Source organism: Sorangium sp. So ce367 (genome assembly GCF_051520455.1).
Lineage (GTDB): Bacteria > Myxococcota_A > Polyangia > Polyangiales > Polyangiaceae > Sorangium > Sorangium cellulosum_B.
This window is the reverse complement of the sequence record NZ_CP150334.1, coordinates 957,155-978,871: the sequence shown is the minus strand read 5'-3', so window position 1 is coordinate 978,871 and position 21,717 is coordinate 957,155. Positions and strand designations below refer to the sequence as shown.

General features: G+C 71.0%; 16 protein-coding genes. 6 read left to right on the top strand and 10 right to left on the bottom strand.

The features are described from left to right. Positions 1 to 44: 44 nt before the first annotated feature. Positions 45 to 1,961 carry a response regulator gene (locus tag WME97_RS03715; RefSeq protein WP_437549580.1) on the bottom strand — a complete coding sequence of 639 codons (1,917 nt, stop codon included), beginning with the start codon at positions 1,959 to 1,961 and terminating at the stop codon, positions 45 to 47. A 207-nt stretch (positions 1,962 to 2,168) separates the two neighbouring features. Here WME97_RS03715 and WME97_RS03710 point away from each other — a divergent pair, with 207 nt between their 5' ends. The 5 genes from WME97_RS03710 to WME97_RS03690 all read left to right on the top strand — a co-directional run bounded on the left by WME97_RS03710 (position 2,169) and on the right by WME97_RS03690 (position 7,824). Next, the gene (locus WME97_RS03710; RefSeq protein WP_437549579.1) at positions 2,169 to 3,098 is read left to right on the top strand and encodes an RNA ligase family protein; all 930 of its coding nucleotides are present in this window, start codon (positions 2,169 to 2,171) and stop codon (positions 3,096 to 3,098) included. A gap of 77 nt (positions 3,099 to 3,175) precedes the next feature. Beyond that, positions 3,176 to 4,390 carry an aminoglycoside phosphotransferase family protein gene (locus tag WME97_RS03705; protein WP_437549578.1) on the top strand — a complete coding sequence of 405 codons (1,215 nt, stop codon included), beginning with the start codon at positions 3,176 to 3,178 and terminating at the stop codon, positions 4,388 to 4,390. 31 nt (positions 4,391 to 4,421) lie between these two features. Continuing rightward, on the top strand, positions 4,422 to 5,081 hold the full coding sequence (locus WME97_RS03700; RefSeq protein ID WP_437549577.1) for a MarR family winged helix-turn-helix transcriptional regulator: 660 nt from the start codon (positions 4,422 to 4,424) through the stop codon (positions 5,079 to 5,081). Positions 5,082 to 5,331: 250 nt separating this feature from the next. Next, the gene (locus WME97_RS03695; protein WP_437549576.1) at positions 5,332 to 5,916 is read left to right on the top strand and encodes a protoglobin domain-containing protein; all 585 of its coding nucleotides are present in this window, start codon (positions 5,332 to 5,334) and stop codon (positions 5,914 to 5,916) included. Between the two features lie 327 nt (positions 5,917 to 6,243). Next, a complete protein-coding gene (locus WME97_RS03690) occupies positions 6,244 to 7,824 on the top strand; it encodes a hypothetical protein (RefSeq protein ID WP_437549575.1) in 1,581 nt (526 codons plus the stop codon). A 125-nt stretch (positions 7,825 to 7,949) separates the two neighbouring features. On the opposite strand, the gene WME97_RS03685 is transcribed toward WME97_RS03690, so the two are convergent. After that, positions 7,950 to 8,396, bottom strand: a complete 447-nt coding sequence (locus WME97_RS03685) for a hypothetical protein (RefSeq protein ID WP_437549574.1) — start codon at positions 8,394 to 8,396, stop codon at positions 7,950 to 7,952. A 300-nt stretch (positions 8,397 to 8,696) separates the two neighbouring features. Between WME97_RS03685 and WME97_RS03680 the strand changes: the two genes are divergently transcribed. Beyond that, positions 8,697 to 9,173, top strand: a complete 477-nt coding sequence (locus WME97_RS03680) for a VOC family protein (protein WP_437549573.1) — start codon at positions 8,697 to 8,699, stop codon at positions 9,171 to 9,173. A 115-nt stretch (positions 9,174 to 9,288) separates the two neighbouring features. Here WME97_RS03680 and WME97_RS03675 read toward each other — a convergent pair whose 3' ends face one another. The 8 genes from WME97_RS03675 to WME97_RS03640 all read right to left on the bottom strand — a co-directional run bounded on the left by WME97_RS03675 (position 9,289) and on the right by WME97_RS03640 (position 21,668). Continuing rightward, the gene (locus tag WME97_RS03675; protein ID WP_012233350.1) at positions 9,289 to 10,326 is read right to left on the bottom strand and encodes an aldo/keto reductase; all 1,038 of its coding nucleotides are present in this window, start codon (positions 10,324 to 10,326) and stop codon (positions 9,289 to 9,291) included. Positions 10,327 to 10,546: 220 nt separating this feature from the next. Then, positions 10,547 to 11,269 (bottom strand): hypothetical protein, encoded by a 723-nt coding sequence (locus WME97_RS03670; RefSeq protein ID WP_437549572.1) that lies wholly within the window; start codon positions 11,267 to 11,269, stop codon positions 10,547 to 10,549. A 143-nt stretch (positions 11,270 to 11,412) separates the two neighbouring features. Beyond that, positions 11,413 to 15,324: an ATP-binding protein gene (locus tag WME97_RS03665; protein WP_437549571.1), complete on the bottom strand. Its 3,912-nt coding sequence runs from the start codon at positions 15,322 to 15,324 to the stop codon at positions 11,413 to 11,415. Positions 15,325 to 15,477: 153 nt separating this feature from the next. After that, positions 15,478 to 16,518, bottom strand: a complete 1,041-nt coding sequence (locus WME97_RS03660; RefSeq protein ID WP_437549570.1) for a metalloregulator ArsR/SmtB family transcription factor — start codon at positions 16,516 to 16,518, stop codon at positions 15,478 to 15,480. 223 nt (positions 16,519 to 16,741) lie between these two features. Next, a complete protein-coding gene (locus tag WME97_RS03655) occupies positions 16,742 to 17,344 on the bottom strand; it encodes a glutathione S-transferase N-terminal domain-containing protein (protein ID WP_437549569.1) in 603 nt (200 codons plus the stop codon). Positions 17,345 to 17,425: 81 nt separating this feature from the next. Continuing rightward, the gene (locus WME97_RS03650) at positions 17,426 to 18,379 is read right to left on the bottom strand and encodes an IS110 family transposase (RefSeq protein WP_437555300.1); all 954 of its coding nucleotides are present in this window, start codon (positions 18,377 to 18,379) and stop codon (positions 17,426 to 17,428) included. A 507-nt stretch (positions 18,380 to 18,886) separates the two neighbouring features. Further along, complete coding sequence (locus WME97_RS03645) at positions 18,887 to 20,593, bottom strand: right-handed parallel beta-helix repeat-containing protein (protein ID WP_437549568.1); 1,707 nt, start codon at positions 20,591 to 20,593, stop codon at positions 18,887 to 18,889. A 133-nt stretch (positions 20,594 to 20,726) separates the two neighbouring features. After that, positions 20,727 to 21,668, bottom strand: coding sequence for a helix-turn-helix domain-containing protein (locus tag WME97_RS03640; protein WP_437549567.1), 942 nt, complete (start codon positions 21,666 to 21,668; stop codon positions 20,727 to 20,729). Between the last annotated feature and the right edge of the window lie 49 nt (positions 21,669 to 21,717).

The following is a 21,717-nucleotide window of genomic DNA, read 5'->3' as shown; positions in this document are numbered from 1 at the left end:
CCCGGCCGGCCCCGATTCCCACCTTCCAGCCCCCGGGCTCTCCTCTACACGCTCTCGGGCTCTGCCGCTCTCGCCTCCAGCAGCGCATCGATCCGCCGGAGCAGCTCCGCTGGATTGATCGGCTTCGGCAGCACGCGTCCCGCGTGGGCCGAGAGGAACCGCCTGCTCACCTCGCTCGTGCCCCCTCCGGTCATGAACAGCACCCGGTCGACGAGCGCCGGCAGCTCCGCCTCGAGCCACTCGTGGAGCTCTATCCCCGTGCCCTCCTGCATCACGATATCGCAGAGCACGACATCGAAGTTTGCGTCCAGCCGGAGCGTCCTCTGGGCCTCTCTGCCCGAGCGCGCGCAGACGACCTCGTGCGACGCCTCGAGGAGCCCGCGCAGCGCGCGAAGGAGGAGGGGCTCGTCGTCCACGATCAGGATCCGGGCGCGCCGCGCCGGCTCCTCATGCCGCGCGGGCGCGGGCGCGGGCGACGCGCGGCGAGGGGTGAGCTCGGCGCTCGCCCAGGCGGGCAGCCGGACGCGGACGCAGGTGCCGACGCCGGCCTCGCTGCTGACGCCGATGGTGCCGCCGCACGACTCCACGATGTTGCGGCAGATCGCGAGTCCGAGCCCCGTCCCCTCCCCCGCGCGCTTCGTGGTGAAGAACGGCTCGAACAGCCTGTGCATGTGCTCCTCGGGCACGCCGCAGCCGGAGTCCACGATCTCCGCGACGACCTCCCGGCCCTGATCGCGGGTCCGCACCTCGACGACGTTGTCGGCGACGCGCCCCTCCTGGATCGACTGCGCCGCGTTGATGAGCAGGTTGACGAACACCTGCGTCAGGCGCCCCTCCGCGCCGCTCACGGGCGCGACCGAGGCGAGCTCGCGCACGACCCGCGCGCGGTGCTTCATCTGGGAATGCACGATGTTGAGCGCGCTCTCGATCACCGCGTTGACGTCGGTCGGCCCGACCGCCTCGTTCGCCTCCGCGCGCGCGAACACCCCGAGATCCCCGACGATGTCCACCACCCGCGCGGCGCCTTGGCGGGCGTCCGCGAGCGGCTGGGCGAGGTGCTCGGTGGCGACGCCCTTGCCGGCCAGCCGCCGCACCTCGCGGGCGAGCAGCTCGAGGTTGGCCACCACGTACGCGAGAGGATTGTTGATCTCGTGGGCCACGCCCGCCGCGAGCTGGCCGACCGCGGCCAGCCGCTCGCTGCGCTCGAGCCGTGACCTCAGCTCCTCGGCCCGGCGCCGCCCGGTCACGTCGCGCAGGAGCGCCATGCGCGAGGGGCGCCCCTGCCAGTCCACGTCGACCCAGCGAACGTCGAGGACGACCTGCTGCCCTCCGATCTCCAGGCTCGTCTCGCCGGCGCAGAGCGCCGCCGGGCAGCCCCGCCCGGCGACGGGGCGCCCGTCGCCCAGCAGCGACTCCGCGGCGGGGTTCGCGAAGAGCACCGTCCCGGAGGGATCCAGCACGATCACCCCATCGGCGCTCCGGGCGATGAGCTGGTGCAGGTTGGCCTCGTTCTCGCGGGCCTCGGCCATCGCCCGCGCGAGCTGCGTCAGGAGCTGCTGGCGGCTGACCGCATAGCGGATGGCTCGCCACAGCGTGTCCGCGTCGAGGCCCCGCTTCACGAGGTAATCCTGCACCGACGCGCCGAGCGCGCGCTCCGCGAGGCGGACGTCGTCGTGGCCCGTCAGCACCACGATGGGCACATGGGGGTCCACCGCCCGCACCCGCTCGACCACCTCGAGGCCCTCGCCGTCGGGCAAGGAGAGGTCGAGGAGGACGACATCCCACCCCTCGTTCACGCGCGCGAGCCCGGCGGCGAGCGTCTCCTCGTGCGCGAGCTCGGCGCGCTGCCACGGCACGGCGTCGAGGTGGCTTTGCACGACGGAGGCCGCGATGGCGCTGTCCTCGATCAGCAGGAGGCGAAAGCAAGGCGCAGGCGGCGCCCGGCTGGGTTCAGCGGACATGGTGACCCCCTGAGAGCTAAGGAACGCCAACGCTTTCCCGGAATCAAGCGCCTCGCGCCCCCGCCGCCCTCGCCGCGCCGGCGGCTCGCAGCGCGGGCGGAGCGGGGATCGCCGCGCTCCTCCGCCGCGTACGACGCAACGCACCATCCAACGCACCGTTCCGGCGTCTGCGGACCGGCCGCGCCATCGGCGCTATCGTCGCCGGAAATGGAGTTCCTCCCCTTCCCGAAGATGCCGTGCCTCGGCGCGAGCGACGCTCCGACCTGGGTCGCGCTCGAGAAGATCCACGGCGCGCAGCTCGTGATCGGCGTGGACGCGACCGGCGTCCATTTCGGCAAGCGCAAGGAGTGGCTCCGGGACGAGGACCCCTTCTTCGGCTGGCAGCTGCTCCGCGCGTCGCTCCGGGACGCCGCCCGCGCGGCGCACGCGGCGGTCGGCGCGGCGCGGCTCGTCCTCTACGGCGAGCTCTTCGGCGGCGGCTACCCGCATCCCGACGTGCCCTCGGGCGGCGTGAGCCCGGTGCAGACCGGGGTCTGGTACGCGCCCGACCTGCGGTGGGCGCCCTTCGAGCTGCGCGCGGTCGATGCCGGCGAGGACGCCTTCCTGGCCTGGAGCGAGGCGGCCCCGGTCGCCGCCGCGGCGGGGCTCATGATGCCCCCGCTGCTCGCCCGGGGGCGCAAGGCGGAGATCGCCGCCGTGCCCGAGCGCTTCCCGTCGCGCGTCGCGTCCGCCCTGGGGCTGCCGCCCCTCGGCCCGGAGAACCTCGCGGAGGGGCTCGTGGCCAGGCCCGACGTCCGCATGCCGGCCGGGGCCTACATGGCCTTGAAGCGCAAGATCGCCGAGATGCGCGAGGACCGCTTCGACGAGAGCGCGCCGTGGGACCCGGAGCGCCCGGTCGACCTCGCCACGCTGATCCGCTGGGGGGAGCGGCTCGTGAACGGCCCGCGCCTCGCGTCCGCCGCGTCGAAGGTGGGGCGCCACGATCGGGCGGCCGTCGACGAGGAGGCGGCCCTCGACGTGCTCGTGGACCTCGAGGCGGCGTTCCCCGGCGCGGTGCGCGCCCTCTCGCCCGAGGACGGCGAGGCGCTGGAGCGCGCCGTCAGGGCCGCCGTCGCGGGACAGCCGCTCTCGACGTGAGCGGCGCTGGGACGTCTTTCGTACCGCGGCCGAGCACCCGCGCGCGAGCGACGCCGCCCCTTCGCTATCATCGCGCGATGCTGCCCCACCCGCCGCGCGTCGTTCGGCTCGTCCTCCTCACCACGAGCGGTGAGCTCCTGGGCGCGCTGCCGCCCTATCCGGTGGCGACGCCGTGGTGGCAGGACGCGCACGCGGTCGTCCAGGGTGCCCGCGAGCGCTTCGGCCTCCAGGTGACGGTCCTCCGGATGCTCGCCGCCGAGCTCCCGGCCCCCCAAGGCGGGGCGGTCACCTACCTCGCGGAGGCGGAGATCGACGCGCCGCCGCCCGGGGTCGAGCCCTGGCGCGGGGCGCTCGACGACCACCCGCTCCGGCAGCCGTGGGCGCAGCCGGGCGGGCCTGATGACGACCTCGCGTGGGCGGACGCCGTCCTGCGCGATCGGGGCCTCACGCGGACGGCGCCCGCCGAGCAGATGCGGTCGTGGAACCTGTCGAGCCTGTGGCGGCTCCGTGCTGGCGACCAGACGGTCTGGCTGAAGCACGTCCCTCCGTTCCTCGGGCACGAGGGGGCCGTGATCGCGCGGCTCGCGGGAGGGCCCGTGCCAGCCCTCCTCGGCCACGACGGCCGGCGGATCCTGATGCCCGAGATCCCGGGCGAGGATCTCTACGAGGCCGAGCTGCCGGTCCGGGAGCGGTTGGTCTCGCTGCTTGTCGGGCTGCAGCGCGACGCGAGCCGGCAGGTCGGCGAGCTCCTTTCGCTGGGGCTGCCGGACTGGCGCGCGCCGGCCATGACCCGGCTCATCGCGGACGTGGTGACCCGGACGCCCGACCTGTCCGCCGGCGATCGGGCGACCCTCGACCGCTTCGTCGATGGCCTGCCCGAGCGCTTCGCTCGCCTGGCCGAGGCCGGGCTGCCCGACACGCTGGTTCACGGCGACTTCCACGTCGGCAATGCCCGCGGGGACGCGACGTCGGCCGTCCTGCTGGACTGGGGCGACAGCGGCGTCGGGCATCCGCTGCTCGACCAGCCAGCGTTCCTCGACGGGGCCCCGCCCGGCGCGGTCGAGCCGCTCCGGAGCTCCTGGAGCCGCGCGTGGCGCGCCGCGATCCCGGGCTCCGACCCCGAGCGCGCCGCCGAGCTGCTCGCGCCCGTCGCCGCGGCCCGCCAGGCGACCATCTACCGCAAGTTCCTCGACAACATCGAGCCGTCGGAGCACCCCTACCACGCGAGAGATCCCGTGGCGTGGCTCGCGAGGACAGCCGCGGTCGTGCGCTCTCGGCGCACCCTCCCTTGACAACTTAGGACTCCTAAGTTAGATGAGGGTCATGGGTCGCTCGCTCCCGCTCTTCTTCGAGGAGAACTCCGAGCCGATCGATCGACGCATCGCGGTCGGGCTTCGAAAGCTGGGGCTCGCGATGAAGCTGCAGGCGTGGGAGCAGGCGAACCACGAGGGCCTGTCGCCCACGCAGGGGCAGATCCTCGCGACCCTCTCGCTCGAGGGGCCGCTCAGCGGGAGCGAGCTGTCGCATCGCCTGGGCGTCACGCTGGCGACCATCAGCGATTCGGTCCGAACGCTCGTGGACAAGGGAGCTGTCGTCAAGCGCCCGGACCCGCGCCACCCGCGGGCGAGCCTGATCGAGCTCACGCCGCACGGGCGCGCGCTCGCGCAGAAAGTAACGACGTTGCCCGACGCCATCGTCTCCGCGGTGGGCGCGCTCTCGGCGCTGGAGCAAGAGGCGTTCCTGGCCGGGGTCGTGAAGATCATCCGGTCCTTGCAGCTCAGCGGGCATATCCCGGTGAGCCGCATGTGCGTCACGTGCAAGTACTTCCGGCCGAACGCGCATGAAGGGGCGCTGCCCCACCACTGTGCTTTCGTCGACGCGCCGATGGCGGGCCGACACCTGAGGATCGATTGCGGCGAACACGAGCAGGCTGAAGAGCAGCAGCGCGAAGACGCGTGGAGGCGCTTCGTCCAGCCTGACTAGAGCGTTGCTCATCCCCGCGAGATGAGGGGATAGCTTTCCCGAGGCCTGTCACTGGCTCCTCGCTCCGGGCCTGCGCGCCCGCGACCTCGGAGCGCGGCCGGCGCGCGCGCCGGCGCTGTCGCGAGGAATCGAGGCCGAGCTTCGGAGGAACAACCTACCGGCCAGTCGCCGTCGCGACGACCGGTTCGACGCCCCGAGCACGTCGCTCGGGGTGAGCGCGGGGTATTGCCCGCAGAAGGAATGAACGATCATGACCATCCATGGATACACGGTTGGAACACACGCCGTCGCGAAGTCCCCGGTTCTGCCCGCCGACTTCGAGGACATGAAGAAGAGCGCCCTCTTCGGGGAAGAAGACGTGAAGTACCTGCGCCTCTCCCACGACGTCGTGAAGGATCAGGTCGAGCAGATCCTCGATGTCTGGTACGGCTTCGTCGGCGCGAACCCGCACCTGCTCGCGTCCTTCACCGGCAAGGCCGACGGCAAGCCGCTCGGCGACTACCTCGGTGGGGTCCGCAAGCGCTTCGGCCAGTGGATCCTCGACACCGCGCGCGCGGAGTACGACCAGAAGTGGCTCGACTACCAGCACGAGATCGGCCTCCGCCACCACCGCATCAAGAAGAACAAGACGGACGGGGCGCCGTCGACCGACCTGGTGCCGTTTCGCAACCTCTTCGCGCTCATCTTCCCGGTGACGCTCACCCTGAAGCCGTTCCTCGCGAAGAAGGGCCACTCCGCCGAGGAGGTCGAGAAGATGCACGCGGCGTGGGTCAAATCCTGCCTGCTGCAGGTCACGCTGTGGAGCTACCCCTACGTGAAGGAGGGCGACTTCTGACGCGCTGACCGCCCTGCGCCGCTGCGCGTGCTCTGCGCCGCGCCTCGAGGCGCCCGGAGCCCCTCTGCGCGTCGGGCGCCGTACGGATGGAGTCTGTAGACCAGCACCCCATCGCCCGCTCGCTTGTGTGGTAGACAGGGGCGCGATTTCCTCGCTCAGCGTCCTTCGAGCACGTGAGGGACGTGCGGGAACGCACGTGAGCTTGTGGGCGCGCTGCTACCCTGTCCTGCCGCGGTGGCGGAGAGGTTGAATGTGTCTCATCAAGCCAGGACAGGTCGCGCGGTCGGGGATTGACATCTCCGAGGCGTTCGGATCTCATCCTGGCGCATGATGCGCGAACAATTCGGACACGTCGGAGGGTCGGGCGCCAGGCCCAAGCTGGGTTTCATTCTTGGGCTCCTCCTCGTCGCGGCCTGCGGACAGAAGGTGCGAACGTTCGAGTCGTCGTCGAGCTCCAGCGACGTGGGGAGCGGCGGAGGCGGCGGTCATGCGGGCAGCGTCGGCAGCGCGACAGGCGGCGACGGGACCGGAGGCGACGGAGCGGGTGGCGGCGCAGCAGGCGGCGACGGGACAGGCGGCGACGGGACCGGGGGCGACGGGACAGGCGGCGAAGCCCCTCCGCCTCACTGGGATACGTTCGAGCGCGTCGGTCATGACGATCTCGCCAATCAGATCTCGAATTTCCTTCCGCAGGTCGCGGTCTCGGCCAACGGCGACGCGCTGCTCGTGTTTTATGATCAGTCCACCGTTTGGGCGCGCCGCTATGTCAAGAAGAGCGACAGCTGGGACCCGTTGCTGCAGATCAACGACGCGGCCACGAGAGGCGTGAACGCCAGGGTCGCCATCGACGCCGAGGGCAACGGGGTGGTCGTCTGGTATTCGTCCTCGGTGGGCGGCGCCGTGTTCGGCAAGCGGTTCACGGCATCGCTCGGATGGCCCGCCGGGTGGGGCACGGTCGAGACGATCGCCGAGGGCACCTCGGGGGTCTCGAAACATTCGACGACGGTCGCGATGACCCCCGCCGGCCATATCGCCGTGGGGATCGACGTGAACACCACCGACACCTCGGCGCGTGAGGGCTACCTGGCCATTTACGAGGGCGGGCAGGGCTGGCAGACACCGGTGAAGGTGTCGGGGAGCACGACGAGCTGCAACGGCACGGCTGTCGGCGTCTCGACCGTGGGCACGACGCTGCGCGCGGTGGCGGCGTGGTACCAGTCGGACGGCGGGCGTCTCAACGTGCTGGGCAACGTGGTTACCTACGATCTGACGACGCACAAGGGCAGCGCGGCAGGCCCGAAGCCGCTGGAAGCGGATGACACGCTCGACCATTTGAGCCCGCGCGTCGTGATGGACGGCAACGGGAACGCGATGGTCGTCTTCCTCCAGCGCGACTCGACCTCCTCGGTGTCGCACGTGATCGCCAATTCTTATTCAGGCGGCGTGTGGGCCGGAGCCACCGGGGTGGATACCGCGGGGCAAAAAGCGTCTGACTACGCCGTCGCGATGAACGCGGAGGGTGAAGGGGGCGTGGTGTTCCGTCAGTGCGGCGCCGGCTGCGCGATCTGGGCGCGGCGCTTCTCGGGGACGACGTTCCAGCCGGCCGACAAGCTCTCGGCCGACGAAGATAGCGTGAGCGGTCCCGAGATCGCCGTGGATGGGGCCGGGCGCGGGCTCGCGGTGTGGACCCAGAAAGCCGCCGCCCTCCGGTCAATCTTTGCCAGCGAGCTCTCGCCCGCGCAGGGATGGACGGGGGCCCACGCGCTGGAGGACGACAACGCCGCCGAACACTGGGAGCCGGCGGTGGGCTTCGGCCCGAACGGGACCGGGATCGCCGCGTGGGTGCGCGAGACGACGACGAACGAGGTCATGCGTAGCTCGATCTTCGCCGCTGTTTACAAATATTGAGGACGGCGCTGGGCGCCCGCTCCACCGACATCTGAGTCCAGGCGTCTACGGTCCTGGTGGGCCCTCAGCCGGGCTCCAGGAGGTTTCACGCGCTCATCTGCAGGCCGGCCCACGCGGAGAGGGGCTCAGGGCGGCGGCACGTTGATCAGGCGGGCCGCGCATCGGCCGCCCTGGCAGAGGCAGCCGCCGCCGCAATCCATCGTTCCGGGCCGACACTCCTGTGTGCACATCAGGCCTCGATCACACGTCGGCGCGGTGGCCTTCGCGATGCACGCGGCCGCGTGGCACGCGCACACGGGCACACAGTCTGCGTCGCTCTTGCACGGATCGCTGCCCACGACGATCCGCTCGCCCATCGGGGCGGCCGCCGGCGGCGTGGCGGGCTCATCCGCCGGAGGCGCGTTCGTACCGGGAGGCGTGTTCGTACCGGGAGGCGTGTTCGTACCGGGAGGCGCATTGGCGCCGGGAGGCTCGTTCATGCCGGGAGGCTCGTGCGTGGACGCCCTGCACCCGGCGCCGCAGAGCCCCGCGGCCAGGATGACCCCCATCGACCCATCGAGGATGTGTCTCATGCGCGTGCTCTCTCACGGATCGCCGCGACGTTCCACCCTGCCCGCGAGCTCATCCTCGCCCAGGGCCGCCCCGGCGCGGCGGCCGGCGCACCACGGCGGCCGCCCGGCGGGCTGCCGCCCCGCCCCCCTCGGCCGCCCCGGCGACCCGGGAGTCCGGCCGCCCCGGCGGGTCGAAAAAAAAATCGTCGGCCCCATGTCGAGCCGGCGCACCGAGCTCCGACATCCAGGCAAAGCGCAGTCGCGGTGACCGCGCCGCCCTCACCTCACCGCCGGGCCCGACCCCGGCCAGGAGCCCCGATCATGACCACCCCGCAGAAGATCAAGACGTGCCTCTGGTTCAGCAACAACGCCGAGGAGGCGGTGAAGTACTACCTGTCCGTCTTCAATGGCTCACGCATCCTCTCGGAGCTCCGCTCGGGAGACGCGGGTCCGGGGCCCAAGGGCTCGCTCGTGATGGCCGAGTTCGAGCTGCACGGCCAGCGGCTCATGGTCCTGAACGGCGCCCACCAGAAGTTCAACGAGACGTTCTCGCTCGTCGTCACCTGCGAGACGCAGGAGGAGGTCGACGAGCTCTGGAGCAAGCTCACGGCCGACGGCGGCGCCGAGAGCCAGTGCGGGTGGCTCAAGGACAGGTTCGGAGTGTCCTGGCAGATCGTCCCGTCCGCCTTGATCCGGCTCATCCAGCACCCGGATCCGGCCAAGGCGGGGCGGGTCATGCAGGCGATGATGCAGATGAAGAAGATCGACATCGCGCGGATCGAGGAGGCCGCCCGATAGGCGCCCTCGTCCCGCCCGCCCGAGGTCCGGCGAGGGCTCGCCGGACCTCTCCCGCGAACAGAGAGGTCGGACCGCGCGCCGCCCCGGGCGAGCGGCGCCGCCGGGGCCGGCGAGATCAGGGCGCCGGGTTCGGGTACCGGGCGTGGATCTGCTCGATCTCTCCGAGAACCTCCGCGGCGAGCACCACGCCCGCGCTCTTCACGTTCTCCTCGAGCTGCTCGAGCGTTGTCGCCCCGAGGATGGTGCTCGCCACGAACCATCGGCTGCGCACGAAGGCGAGCGCCAGCGACGCCGGGCTCAGGCCGTGGGCGCGCGCGAGCTTGACGTAGGCCTGCACCGCCTCGTCCACGTTGGGCTTCCTGTAGCGCTGGCCGAAGGTCTCGAACCGGGCGAAGCGCGAGCCCGGCGGCGGCCCGCCCAGGTGCTTGCCCGTGAGCAGGCCGAACGCGAGCGGGCTATAGGCGAGCAGCGGCACGTCCTCCCGGCGCGAGGCCTCCGCGAGCGCGGAGTCGAACGTGCGGTTGACGAGGCTGTAGGCGTTCTGGATCGACACCGGCCTGGGGAGCCCGAGCTGCGCCGCGACGCGGCTCCACTGCGCCACCCCCCAGGCGGTCTCGTTGCTGAGCCCGAAATACCGGACCTTGCCGTCGCGGATCACCTCCGCGAGCGCCGCGAGCTGCTCGGCGATCGGCGTACTCGAGCGCTCGTTCGCCGGATCGTAGGCGCTCGCGCCGAACTGCGGCACGTACCGATCGGGCCAGTGGATCTGGTAGAGATCGATATAATCGGTCCTGAGGCGCCGCAGGCTGTCCTCGACCGCGCGCCGGACGTTGGCGCGGTTGATCGCGAGGGAGCCGCCGCGGACCCACGGGATCGGGCGGCCCGGCCCCGCGATCTTCGTCGCGACGATCACCTTGTCCCGCGGCCGCTGGCTCAGCCACTCGCCCACGTAGCTCTCCGTGCGCCCCTGCGTCTCGGCGCGGGTCGGCACCGGATACATCTCGGCCGCGTCGATGAAGTTGATGCCCGCGTCGAACGCGTAGTCGAGCTGCGCTCTGGCGTCCTCGAGCGTGTTCTGCTCGCCGAACGTCATCGTCCCAAGGCAGAGCTCCGAGACCCGGAGCTCGCTGTCACCCAGCTGTCGGTAGTGCATGGCTGTCCCGTCCGTTGGATGCCCAGTACCACGGGGCAGCGCCAACGTCCACCATAACGGACGACATTTCTTTTATAGCGGACCAGCACCTCTCCGCGCTCGACAGCGCCCGGAGACCTGGAGCTCGCCTCCGGCGGCGCGGGTCCCCGGTCGCTGCCGCCTCGCAGAGGAGAGCCCTCTCGCCGAGGAGCGGCGTCTCCGGAGGCGGCCTTGCGAGGGATCAGGGCATTCCCAGGCAGTAGCGAGGCCCTTCGAAGCTTCGTATGGATTGACCCTCCTCACTGACGTTGAGCGTGAAGTAGCTATAGGCGGAGCCCTCCTCGCATTGCGCTCCGTACTCTTGCGGACCAGCCGTCGTCCCGCCGATGGGATCGAGCCATTGTTCGACGCTGGGCGTCGACGATTTCCATACCTCGGGTGTCGAACAACCAAACTGGACCTGGTACACATGCTCCGCGTCGTACGTATACCTGAACGCCACGACATTCCTGGGGTAGTCGCAGAATTTGGAGACGTGCGAGCCCGTCATGCTGCCAGTCACGGGGCCGGCATCGTACCCCTCCCCCGTGTGACCGTCGCTCTGAAAGTCGGCGCAATGAAGGACGAACCCGTTGAGCCACGCGTCACCCCAGACGCGGGCGCCCACGGCAACCCCCTTGCCGGGCACGCACTCCTGGACCATCACGTCGCCGCCCATGGCGCCGCCGCCCGTGCCGCCGCCGGCGCCGCCGGCCTCGCCGCCTCCCGCTTCCCCTCCGCCGCCGCCGGCGCCGCCCGCCTCGCCGCCTCCCGCTTCGGCGCCGCCGCCGCCGGCGTCACCGCTTCCGCCAGCTCCCCCAGCGGCGTCACCGTCGAACTCGAGCGTTCCTACCCCCGAGACCAGCGTGCATCCCGCGCTCGCGGCGAATCCTACGACCAGAACACCCATCGTCGCAATTCGCATGCGTTGCGTACTCATTGTTCCTTCTCCCATCAGAGGCTGCCTCGGTCTCGCCGCGGCGCGCGTCGCCACAGCGCTCCGGGCGCGGTCCCATCGTGTCGTGCGTGAGCCCTCGCCGGACTCCAGCGGGACGAGCCTGCCGTGGCTCACTCGGCCCTGCGGGCCGGCGGCTCCTCGAGGAGCGACGTCAATCGATCGATCTGGATGGGCTTGACGAGGTGCGTCTCGAAGCCTGCCCCCTCGGAGCGCCGGAAATCCGCCTCCTGCCCGTAACCGGTGATCGCGATCAGGCGAACACGCTCACCCGCCGGCTGCTCGCGGAGGCGCCGCGCGAGCTCGTAGCCGTCCATCACCGGCAGCCCGATGTCGAGCAGCGCGACGTCGGGCGCGAACTCTTCCGCGATCCGGAGCGCGGACGGGCCGTCGGAGGCGACGCGCGTCGTGTACCCCGAGGCGCCGAGCGACTCTGCCAGGAGCTCGACCGCATCGAGGTTGTCGTCCACGAGCAAGATGCGACGCCGATCGACGAGAGAGGGAGTCCCCTGCGTCCCGGCCATCCGGCGCGCCGGCGCGGCCTCGTGCGAGCGCACGTCCGCCGCGGCCGGCAGTCGGAGGGTGAACTCGCTCCCGCAGCCGCGGCCCTCGCTGTGCGCGCTCACGCGGCCGCCGTGCATCGCGATGAGGTTGTGGACGATGGCGAGGCCCAGGCCCAGGCCGCCCTGGGATCGGTCGAGCGCCTGGCGCTCCTGCACGAAGCGCTCGAAGACGCTCGCCAGCATCTCGGGGGCGATGCCGATGCCGTTGTCGCGCACGGAGAGGACGACCTCGCCCTCCGCGCGCTCGGCCCGGACGGCGATCTCGCCGCCGCTCTCTGTGTACTTCGCGGCGTTCGTGAGCAGGTTCGAGATCACCTGGGCGAGCCTCGTGACGTCGCCGTCCACGGCCAGGCCGCTCGAGGGGACCGTGACCGTGAGGTGGTGCCGGCGCTGCTCCAGCAGCGGGCTCGCCAGCTCGACCGCCTTGGCCACGACCTCCGCGATCTCGATCCGCTGCTTCTTCAGCTCGACCTTGCCCCGCGTGATCCGGGAGACGTCGAGCAGGTCGTCGACGAGCGCCGTCAGGTGCTTGATCTGGCGCTCGATGACGAGCCGCTCGCGCTCGGCGTGCCCTCCGGCGCGGAGGCGCATCAGGTGGAGCGCCGTGACGATCGGGGCGAGCGGGTTCCGCAGCTCGTGGCCGAGCATCGCCAGGAACTCGTCCTTCGCGCGGTTCGCCCGCTCCGCGTCGCGCCGCGCGTCCTCCGCGCGGCGCAGCAGCTCCTCGCGCTCCCGCGCCGCCGCCTCGAGCTTCTTTCGCGCCCGCACAGACTCGGTGACGTCGAGCGCGACGACCAGGATCCGGGTGACGGCAGCGCCCGCGTCACGCATCGGGTGCAGGTTGAAGCTCCAGTACGACTCTTCCCGCACGCCGCGCCCGCGATCGAGGTCGAACCGGCAGTCGTAGGTGACGAACGGCTCGCCCGTCGCGTAGACCCGGCGAAAGACATCGAGGAGCGGCGAGCCGATGATCTCCGGGAAGGCTTGCTGCAACGTGCGTCCAATCACCTCACGATGGCCCACCATGGCCACGAAGTGCGGGTTCGCCATCTCGACGACGAGCTCCGGGCCGCGGTAGACGGCGATCCCGACGGGGGCATGCTCGAACAGCGCGTACATCCGCCCGCGCTCCCACTCCACGGCCCGCCGGTGCGCTGCGAGCTGGAGGTGGGTCGCGACGCGAGCGATGAGCTCGCGCGCCGAGAACGGCTTCACGAGGTAATCGTCGGCGCCGGCCGCCAGCCCCTCGACGCGAGACTCCTCGCCCGCGCGCGCCGAGAGCATGATGACCGGCACCCCCCGCGTCGCCGGATCGGCGCGCAGCGCCCGGAGCAGGCCGAAGCCGTCGAGGACCGGCATCATCACGTCGGCGATGACGAGATCCGGCGGCGACCGCCGGGCGCTCTCGAGCGCGGCGGCGCCGTCGCTCACGGCCTCGACGGTCCACCGCCCATCGAGGATGCGCCGCACGTACATGCGCATATCGGCGTTGTCGTCGGCGAGGAGGATGCGCGCGCTCGGGTCGAAGGGGGCCGCGACGTGGTCGGGCTCGACGCGATCGCCCGAGGCGGGCGCCTCGGCGGCGAGCTGCCACCGCCGCGCCTCCTCGACGTAGGGCGCGGCGCCGGTCGCCGTCGACGCGAGTGTCTTCTCCGCGCGGATGCGCTCCGCCGGGAGGTGCGCGGACCCACGCGGGATCGCGATCGTGAACGCGGTCCCCTCGCCCGGGCGGCTCTCTGCCCGGACGCTGCCGCCGTGCAGGCGCACCAGCTCGTGCACCAGCGCGAGCCCGATCCCGGAGCCCTCGTGCGTGCGCGCGCGCACCCCCTGGATGCGGTGGAAGCGCTCGAAGAGGTGCGGCAGCTCGTGCTCGGGGATGCCGGTGCCCGTGTCGCGCACCGCGAGCTCGACGTGGTCCCCGCGCGCGCGGAGCGACAGGAGGATCTCGCCGTCGAACGTGAATTTCAGGGCGTTGGACAGCAGGTTCAGCACGATCTTCTCCCACATGTCCCTGTCGACGAAGACCGGCTCCGGGAGCTTCGGGCAGTCCACCTTGAACGCGAGCCCCGCCCGCTCGATCGCGGAGCGGAACGCGCTCGCGAGATCGACGGTGAGGCCGGCGAGGTCCGTCGGCTCGTAGGACGCCTGCGCGCGGCCCATCTCGAGGCGCGAGAAGTCGAGCAGCGCGTTGACCAGCTTGAGCAGGCGCAGCGCGTTCCGGTAGGCGAGCGCCAAGTGCTCGCTGGATAGCACGCACCCGGGCGCCGCCAGCGCGTCCTCCATGGGGCCGAGCATCAGCGTCAGCGGCGTCCGGAACTCGTGGCTGACGCTGCTGAAGAACAGCGTCTTCGCGCGATCGATCGCGGCGAGCTCCTCGGCGCGCCTGCGCTCCTCCTCATAAGCTCGCGCGTTCGCGATGGCAGTCACCACCTGATCGGTGATCAGCCGGAACAGCCCGCGGTACGGCTCGTCGAGCAGGCGGCGCGGGCTCACGCCGCCGATGAGGAAGCCATACGGACGGGGCTGGCCCGGCCGCGAGAGGGGCAGGACGATCGCCTGCTCCGGGGCGCTGCCCCAGCGGCCGCCCGGCAAGGCGCCGAAGCGGGCCGCGAGATCGCCCACGAGGATCTCGCCGACCCGCGCGGCCTCCGCGAGCGGCCAGGTCGAGGCCTCGCCGCCTCGCTCGAGGAGGGAGACGCGCGCCGGCTTCGCCGCGCCCTCGTAGTCGTCGAGCCCGCTCGCGCCGGCGAGGCGCGCGTCGCCCGTGTCGCCGTCCAGGAGGTAGAGCAGCGAGAACGGCAGATCGGCGTCGTTCGCTGCGAAGATCTCCACGGCCGTGCGGCACGCCTCCTCCCCGGACTTCGCATGGGCGGAGCGCGTCGCGAGATCGCGCAGCATGCGGAGCTGGCGCGCGTCGAGGACCTGCTCCGTGGTCTCCTTCACCGTGACGAGGACGCCGGCGACCCGCTCGGGATCGCCGGGTATCGGGCTGAACGAGAACGTGAAGTACGCCTCTTCGACGAAGCCTCGCCGGATCACCGGAAGCATGAGGTGCTCGCTCCACGTCGCGGGCCCCCCGTCGAGCACGCTCTGCGTCATCGGGCCGACGACGTCCCAGATCTCGGCCCAGACCTCGGCCGCCCGAGCGCCCATCGACGCAGGGTGCTTCATGCCCAGGATAGGCAGATAGGCATTGTTGTAGATCTGCAGCATCTCCGGCCCGAGCAACATGAGCATCGGGAATCGATTGCAGAGCACGAGGCCGACCACGGTCTTCAGGCCTGTCGGCCATGCGGCGATGGGGCCGAGCTTCGTCTTCTTCGCCCAGTCGATCGAGCGCATCAGCGCGCCCATCTCGCCGCCCCCGGCGAGGCAGTCCTGGGCGCTCGCGTCCAGGGCGCTGCCATCGGGCGAGGGCTCGACGACATCCGAAGATCTCTTCTGTATGCCGGCTGGCCGCATGCAGCGCCATGGTGGATGAAATCCACGCCTTTTGCCACCGGGACACGCCGCGCGCGGCTCAGGCGCCGCCGGCCTTTAGCCGCCCCGGCGGCCAGGAAACGGGCGAGCGCGGCGGCCTCCGGGGACGCCGCCCTCTCGCGCCGCGACGTCGCCTCACTCGCGGAGCCGCGTATCCGTGTTGTAGCCGCGCGGCGCGAGGGGCGAGAGCCTCTCCAGCCAGATCTGCTCGAGCAGGGTGAGCTCGTCCGCCAAGGAGAACCCCGGCTCGTCCTTCTGCTGCACGACCTCGAGCACCTCGAACGTGAAGGCGTCGGCGCCGTGCTGCTGCCAGTCCCGCTGGAGAGCCTGGTTCTGGTGCGCGCCGATGGACAGCGCGAAACGGTGCTTGTTGAGCGGCCCGTGGAGGTTCGTGCTGCTGCCGAGCAGGACCTTGCCGTTCACCGTGTTCTTGACCTGGAAGATGCCCGCCTGCTTCGGGGTCTCGAGGTACTTCCGCTTCAGCTCCTTGCGCGTTTCCATCGTGCTCGCTCCCGCCTTCTTGGTCCCTGACCCGGGCGTCGTGTTCTCCGCCCCGGGTGTCGTGTCCTTCGCCTCGGGTGTCCTGGTCTGTTCCGCGATCAGCTCGTAGTGCAGGCCGTCGCGCGTCATGTATCCCTCGTCGACGAGCATGCGCCGGATCGTGCAGTGGTCGGGATACAGGGTCTGGATGATCTCGTTCACCTCCTGCTCGCGGTAGCGCCGGCCCGCCTGGAACTTGCCCAGGAACTGCTCGAGCACGATGCGCCGCTTGCGCCATTGCTTCGGCATCTGGACCAGCACGCCCCCGCGGAAGAAGGCGCGCATCACCTGGCTCCGGGCTCGCTCCGCGCGCCGCCGCGCGGCGCTATCGGCAGCGGAGGGCAGCGAGACGAGCTCCTTCAGCGTGAGGCGGAGCAGATCGTCGCGCAGCGCATAGACCAGGTAGTACTGGGTCTTGCGCTTGGTCACCAGCCCGGCCTCGTCGAGCTTCCGGAGGTGGAAGGAGACCGTGGAGGGCGCGCGACCCAGCCGCTCGGCCAGCTCCTCGGCGCAGTGCGGCCGCTCGATCAGGGCGTTCACCACCTGGAGCCGCGACGCGTCGGCGAGCGCCTTGAGCACGCCGATGCGCGCCTCGACGCCCAGATCGTGCGCCGGGGGATCTGCTTCGATGGTCATCAAAATGAATCTAGGCGGCGCGGGGGCGCCATCAATCTGTTTCGACGGTCATCGAACCGGAAGCTCGCGGGACGGCCGCCGCCGGTTCAAGCGTCCAAGCGTCACCGTCGAGCGCGCAGCCGGGCTCGGGCGTGGCGGGATGCGGGCGGGATGCGGGCGGGAAGTGACGAGCGTCGGCCCCGCAGGGGCGGCGAGCGCCGCCTGGGGACCTCACGTCAGGAGATCACGGCGAGCGGTGCTGCGTGGCGGTCATGGACGGGCGCTGGCCGACGACGTCGAAGCAGCGAGAAAGGCCGCTCCGGCCGCTTCGCCACGCCCGATCCGGCCAGCGGAAGTCGAGGTAGCCGAGCGCGCAGGCGACCGAGATCGCGCCGATGTCCGCGAGCTCCGTCGATAACGTCCCGGCGTCCCGCTCCAGCCTGTCCAGGCCGGCCTCGATGGCAGCCGCCTGACGCAGCATGACGCTGCTGGATCGCTCATTGGATGGGCGATGTTCGTCGGCGAAGAGGCGCCCGGCAGCAGCGTTGATACCGTCCGCGATGCCCTGGCGGAGCAGGGCGCTCCACCGCGCCTCTCCCGGCGCTGGATACAGCCCGCCGGCCGCGAGGTGATCCAGGTATTCGCAGATGAGCGCCGACTCGAAGAGCGCCTGCCCGTCCCCCAGGACCAGCGTCGGTACCTTGGCCAGCGGGTTCAGCGACCGCAGCTCCGCATCCGACCAGGGATTGACCAGCACAAGCTCGATCCGGTCTCCCAGCTGCAGCTCATGCGCGGCGACCCGCACCTTGCGGGCAAAGGGTGATGTGGACGCGTAGAAGAGCTTCATGGAGAACAGCTCCTGACGAATCGCCTCATTTGTTGATATCTTAGCAAAAAAAATTTGAACAGGGAGCAGCCGTGTTCCTTGTCAAGAGGTGGCTGCGGTGAAAGCCCAGGGTCGGCCCGCCTTCACCATCGCGTTGAGGATGGTCAGGAGCTTGCGCATGCACGCGGTCAAGGCGAGCTTGGCGGGCTTCCCAGCCGCGACCAGTCGCTCGTAGAGCGACTGGAGGACCGGGTTGCAGCGCAGGCCCGAGACGCACGCCATGTAGAGCATGGAGCGCACGGGGGTGCGCCCGCCGCGGATGGAACGGCGGCGCTCCTTGCCACCGCTTTCGTCGTTGAACGGAGCAAGGCCGGCGAGCGAGGCGATCGTCTTGCGGTCGAGCGTGCCGAGTTCGGGAAGCTCGACCAGCAGCGTTCGCGCCGTGCCCGGGCCGACGCCGGGGACGGTGCGGAGCAGCTGGTCCTTGGCGCGCCAGGTGTCGCTGCGCTCGATGTGGCCTCGCAGGTCATCGTCGATATCCGCGATCTCCTTGGTCAGCCAGTCGATATGGCCGTCGAGGCTATCGAGCACGCGCTGAGTACGTCGTGGTCCGAGCAGCGTGGAGCGTCGATTTTTCTCGGCGACGAGCTCTTGCATGAGCTGCCGACGGCGCGCCAAGAGCTGCTCGAGGGCGAGCGTCGTCTCGTCGGGCATCTCGGTCCGCGATGGCTGCATGGCCGCCGCAAAGTGGGCGATGCACCTGGCGTCGAGCTTGTCCGTCTTGGCCAGCCGCCCGCTCGCTTTGGCGAAGTCGCGGACGTTGCGCGGATTGACCACGGCCACGGGGAGCCGCGCGACGCTGAGCGCGGCGAGCACGGTCATTTCGAAGCCGCCGGTGGCCTCGAGGACGATGAGCTCCGGTCCGATCGACGCCAGCTCCTTCGCAAGCGCCTGGAGACCGTCGTCGTCGTGAGAGCACCGCCACACGCGCTTGGCCTCGTGCAGCGCGATATCGAGGTGCTCCTTCGAAACATCGATGCCTACGTACTCTGCCATAACCTTGGGGCTTTCTTCCGGACGACGACGAAACGATCTCCCCGGCGCGCCCACCCTTGCAACAATGCGAGCTCTGGCTCAGGCAGCCGTTCGGGCTCTGCGAGGAGACCTACACCGCGGCGACCTCAGCTCCCTGACGGTCTTCGAGACCAGGGCGGGGTCGATCTGCCGCGGGGCAGCTCTTTTAGCTCTTCGGCGCCCACCGGACGAGCTTTCCCCCGAGCTCCCCCAAGTTGCCGGTCTCCCCCCGGGCCCCCCTCGTCAGCGACGACGACGACGTAGACCAGGCGCTCCCGAGGTTCATACAAGGTTCATACAAGGCGGGGAGACGGGGAGATTGTTGGGATTTTACTCCCCGTCTCCCCGCCTCCCTGTGAATTTTTCCGAAAATTCGAGGGGATACTTCAGGAACGGCACGTCACCAGGCGAGGCAAGGGACGAGAGAACAAGGATACGCGCTCCTCGGAGGGCAGGAGATATCTTGCGCGATCCGCCCCCTCCTACGCGCTAAGGCGGCGGCCAGCGGACGCCGAGCCCCTGGTGCGGCGAGTCGGCGCTCAAACGGACGTCGTCCGCAGGAGCCGGCAGCGCGCGCCACACGTCGGGGTGCTGATCGGGCTGCTTGCCCTGGCTCTCCGCGAGCGCCTCGTAGAGCGCGCCCTGGTGGAGGACGTGGGCTCCCTTGGGGTACGTCACGGCGCGCTCGTCCGGGCTGAGCGTCGCGCGGTCGGTCCACCACTCCAGGCGCCGGTAGTCCTGGTCGAGGCCGCCCCCCATGAAGTCTCGGAAGCGGACCCGCTCCACCGCGACCGTCGGATTGTCCTCGGCCTGCACGCTGTCGAAGAGCCACTTGATGAACGGATAGGGCCCGTCCACCCGGTTTCCCTTCAGGATGTGCGGGTTCGGCGCGTTGCTGCCCACCGCGAAGACCTGCACCGGCTCGTCCGCGTCGGGGTACACCTCGCCATAGTTGAAGTGGAAACCGAGGAAGACGTTGCGCTCGAAGCGTATCGTGGCGCCGGTGTCCACCGCGTGCGTGTACACCCCGCTCAGCGACGTGTCGGCGAAGTAGTTGTCCGTGAACGAGACCGTGTCCGACGGCGAGCGCGGATCGCCGTCCACGCGCGTCGGGAACAGCTCGACGAAGAGGTCGCCCGTCCCGATCACGAGGTTGTGGTGGAAGCTCGAGCTGCCGTAGCGCTGGCCGAACTGCACATTGCCATCCTGGTAATGGTCGAACGCCGACCGCCACCGGACCGCGCCCGGCCCGATGACGTTGTGGTGGATCTCGCAGTCCGAGCCGAGCTGCCCGACCTGCAGCGCCTCGGTGCCGGTGCGGAGGAACCGGTTATCGTACACCTCGAGGCGCTCGAACGCGTGCTGCGGCTGCGCCTGGGTGCTGCCGAAGTAGATCCCCTCCGAGCCGACGTCGTGCACGTAGAGGTCGTGGATCTTCACGTTGCGCATCGTGGCCTGCCCGTCGTCGTCGGTCTTGGCGACGATGCCGGCGAACTCGGCGCGCGTGACCTCGAGGGTATCCAGCTCGAAATCCGACGCTCCTCCGCCGATGGCCAGCCCCGAGAGGCCCTCTTTGCTGAACGCATCGTCGATGAAGATGCCGTACGTCCCCTGGCCATGGGCGAACGCGCCCTCGGCGTGCCCCCGGAACCCCTCGTCTCCGGTCTTCGAGACAGGGTCGTGGCGGCCCGTCAGGATCCAGCCCTTTCCGCCCTTGATCACGAACACGTAGTTGGCGGCGTCGCCCCCGACCTCGACCTGTCCGCCGAGGTTCGTGATCACGAGCGGGCGCTCCGCGCTCCGCTCGGGCAGGCCGCCGAGCAGGATGCTCCGGTAGTGGCCAGCCGGAATGTAGAGCCGATCGAGCGCGCTCCAGTCGACCTCCGGGAACGACCCGGCGAGATCGGGATAGGCGATCTCGGGGAGCTCCCCCTCCCTCGGGGCCGGCTCCGGCAGCGTGAAGGTGGTCGTGGGCTGGCCGAGCCGACCGTAGGCCGGGACGCCCGGCGTGGAGCCCCCCGCGCCAGACGAGGAACCACCGGCGGCGCCCGCGCCCGACGTGGGGCCTCCGGCGGCGCCCGCGCCCGGCGTGGCGCCTCCGGCGCCAGCGGTGGACTCCGCATCATCGCCATCGCCATCGCCGCCGCACGCCGCCATCGCGACGAGCAGGACACCTATCCTCGCGCCTTGCCGCATCCGCAGGAGGATACGCCATCAACCGGGCACACCGCGCCGAAAGCCACGTACCGCGCGCCGACGCGTGGGAGCTGGTGTTCCAATCCGGGTGGACATGATACCAGCTGCGCCGCTCAGCAGCGCTTCCCTCTCGTCAACCTACGCGTCTGACGGTGTGCGCACCGTCGTGCTCTCGCCGCCTCGCCTGCCGGTAGCCGAGGGGGCTCACGCCGTGGGCGCGCGCGAAGGCGCGCCCGAACGCGGGCTCGCTGTCGTAGCCGACGCGGGCGGCGACGAGCTTCACCGGGAGCGTCGTCTCGCCGAGCAGGACCGCGGCGCGCTCGAGGCGCAGCCGGCGCACGTGATGGCCGAGCGGCTCGCCGAGGAGCGCCGTCGCGCGCGCCGCGAACGCGGATCGCGAGAGCCCGGCCGTCCGCGCGAGATCCCCGAGCTCCCACGCGCGCTCGGGCGAGGCGCGCACCTGCGCGAGCGCGGCCGCGATCGGCTCGTCCCGGAGCGCGTCCCGCCGCGGCAGCGACGCCGCGGGGTCGCGCAGCGCGCTCGCGAAGAGCGCGTGCGCCCACGCCTCGCCGACGGAGCGGCGCAGCGCCGCCGACAGGGCCTGCGGGCCGGCGAGCAGCGCGAGCGTGTCGTTGAGCCAGCGCGCGAGCCCCGGCGTCGCGCCCGCGACGTGCACCGCCGGCGGCAGCAGGGCGACCCACGGGGCGCCCGCCGCGTCGACGTGCAGGTCGACGACCACGAGGCGCGTCTCCGGCGGGGCCTCCGTGGCCAGGGCGTCGTCGGCCACGGCGCGCATCCCGCGGCAGAGGGCCTCCGGGTGCGCGAGCGAGGTCGTCGGCCGATCGCGGATGGCGTGCTCCTCGGCGCGCGGCAGGAACACGAGCTCCCCCGCGCCGAGCGCCAGCCGCCGGCGCGCGACGTCGATCCACCCGCCGCCGCCGAGCGCCGCGTACACCCGGGCGGCGGCGCGCTGCGCCGGCTGCCGCTTGCCCCAGCGATCGCCGAGCGCGAAGCGCCTCACCTCGGCCTCGCGGAGCACGACGCTCCGGGCCAGCTCGTCGAACGCGGCGGACATGGCGCGATCGACTCTACATCACGCGGCGGGCCGCGCCACGCCGGCGCGC

What these genes read in the sequence shown, in the direction of transcription:
- WME97_RS03715 (WP_437549580.1), bottom strand. Translation starts at nt 1,961, where the DNA reads ATGTCCGCTGAACCCAGCCGGGCGCCGCCTGCGCCTTGCTTTCGCCTC.
- WME97_RS03710 (WP_437549579.1), top strand. Translation starts at nt 2,169, where the DNA reads ATGGAGTTCCTCCCCTTCCCGAAGATGCCGTGCCTCGGCGCGAGCGAC.
- WME97_RS03705 (WP_437549578.1), top strand. Translation starts at nt 3,176, where the DNA reads ATGCTGCCCCACCCGCCGCGCGTCGTTCGGCTCGTCCTCCTCACCACG.
- WME97_RS03700 (WP_437549577.1), top strand. Translation starts at nt 4,422, where the DNA reads ATGGGTCGCTCGCTCCCGCTCTTCTTCGAGGAGAACTCCGAGCCGATC.
- WME97_RS03695 (WP_437549576.1), top strand. Translation starts at nt 5,332, where the DNA reads ATGACCATCCATGGATACACGGTTGGAACACACGCCGTCGCGAAGTCC.
- WME97_RS03690 (WP_437549575.1), top strand. Translation starts at nt 6,244, where the DNA reads ATGATGCGCGAACAATTCGGACACGTCGGAGGGTCGGGCGCCAGGCCC.
- WME97_RS03685 (WP_437549574.1), bottom strand. Translation starts at nt 8,396, where the DNA reads ATGAGACACATCCTCGATGGGTCGATGGGGGTCATCCTGGCCGCGGGG.
- WME97_RS03680 (WP_437549573.1), top strand. Translation starts at nt 8,697, where the DNA reads ATGACCACCCCGCAGAAGATCAAGACGTGCCTCTGGTTCAGCAACAAC.
- WME97_RS03675 (WP_012233350.1), bottom strand. Translation starts at nt 10,326, where the DNA reads ATGCACTACCGACAGCTGGGTGACAGCGAGCTCCGGGTCTCGGAGCTC.
- WME97_RS03670 (WP_437549572.1), bottom strand. Translation starts at nt 11,269, where the DNA reads ATGCGAATTGCGACGATGGGTGTTCTGGTCGTAGGATTCGCCGCGAGC.
- WME97_RS03665 (WP_437549571.1), bottom strand. Translation starts at nt 15,324, where the DNA reads ATGCGGCCAGCCGGCATACAGAAGAGATCTTCGGATGTCGTCGAGCCC.
- WME97_RS03660 (WP_437549570.1), bottom strand. Translation starts at nt 16,518, where the DNA reads ATGACCATCGAAGCAGATCCCCCGGCGCACGATCTGGGCGTCGAGGCG.
- WME97_RS03655 (WP_437549569.1), bottom strand. Translation starts at nt 17,344, where the DNA reads ATGAAGCTCTTCTACGCGTCCACATCACCCTTTGCCCGCAAGGTGCGG.
- WME97_RS03650 (WP_437555300.1), bottom strand. Translation starts at nt 18,379, where the DNA reads ATGGCAGAGTACGTAGGCATCGATGTTTCGAAGGAGCACCTCGATATC.
- WME97_RS03645 (WP_437549568.1), bottom strand. Translation starts at nt 20,593, where the DNA reads ATGCGGCAAGGCGCGAGGATAGGTGTCCTGCTCGTCGCGATGGCGGCG.
- WME97_RS03640 (WP_437549567.1), bottom strand. Translation starts at nt 21,668, where the DNA reads ATGTCCGCCGCGTTCGACGAGCTGGCCCGGAGCGTCGTGCTCCGCGAG.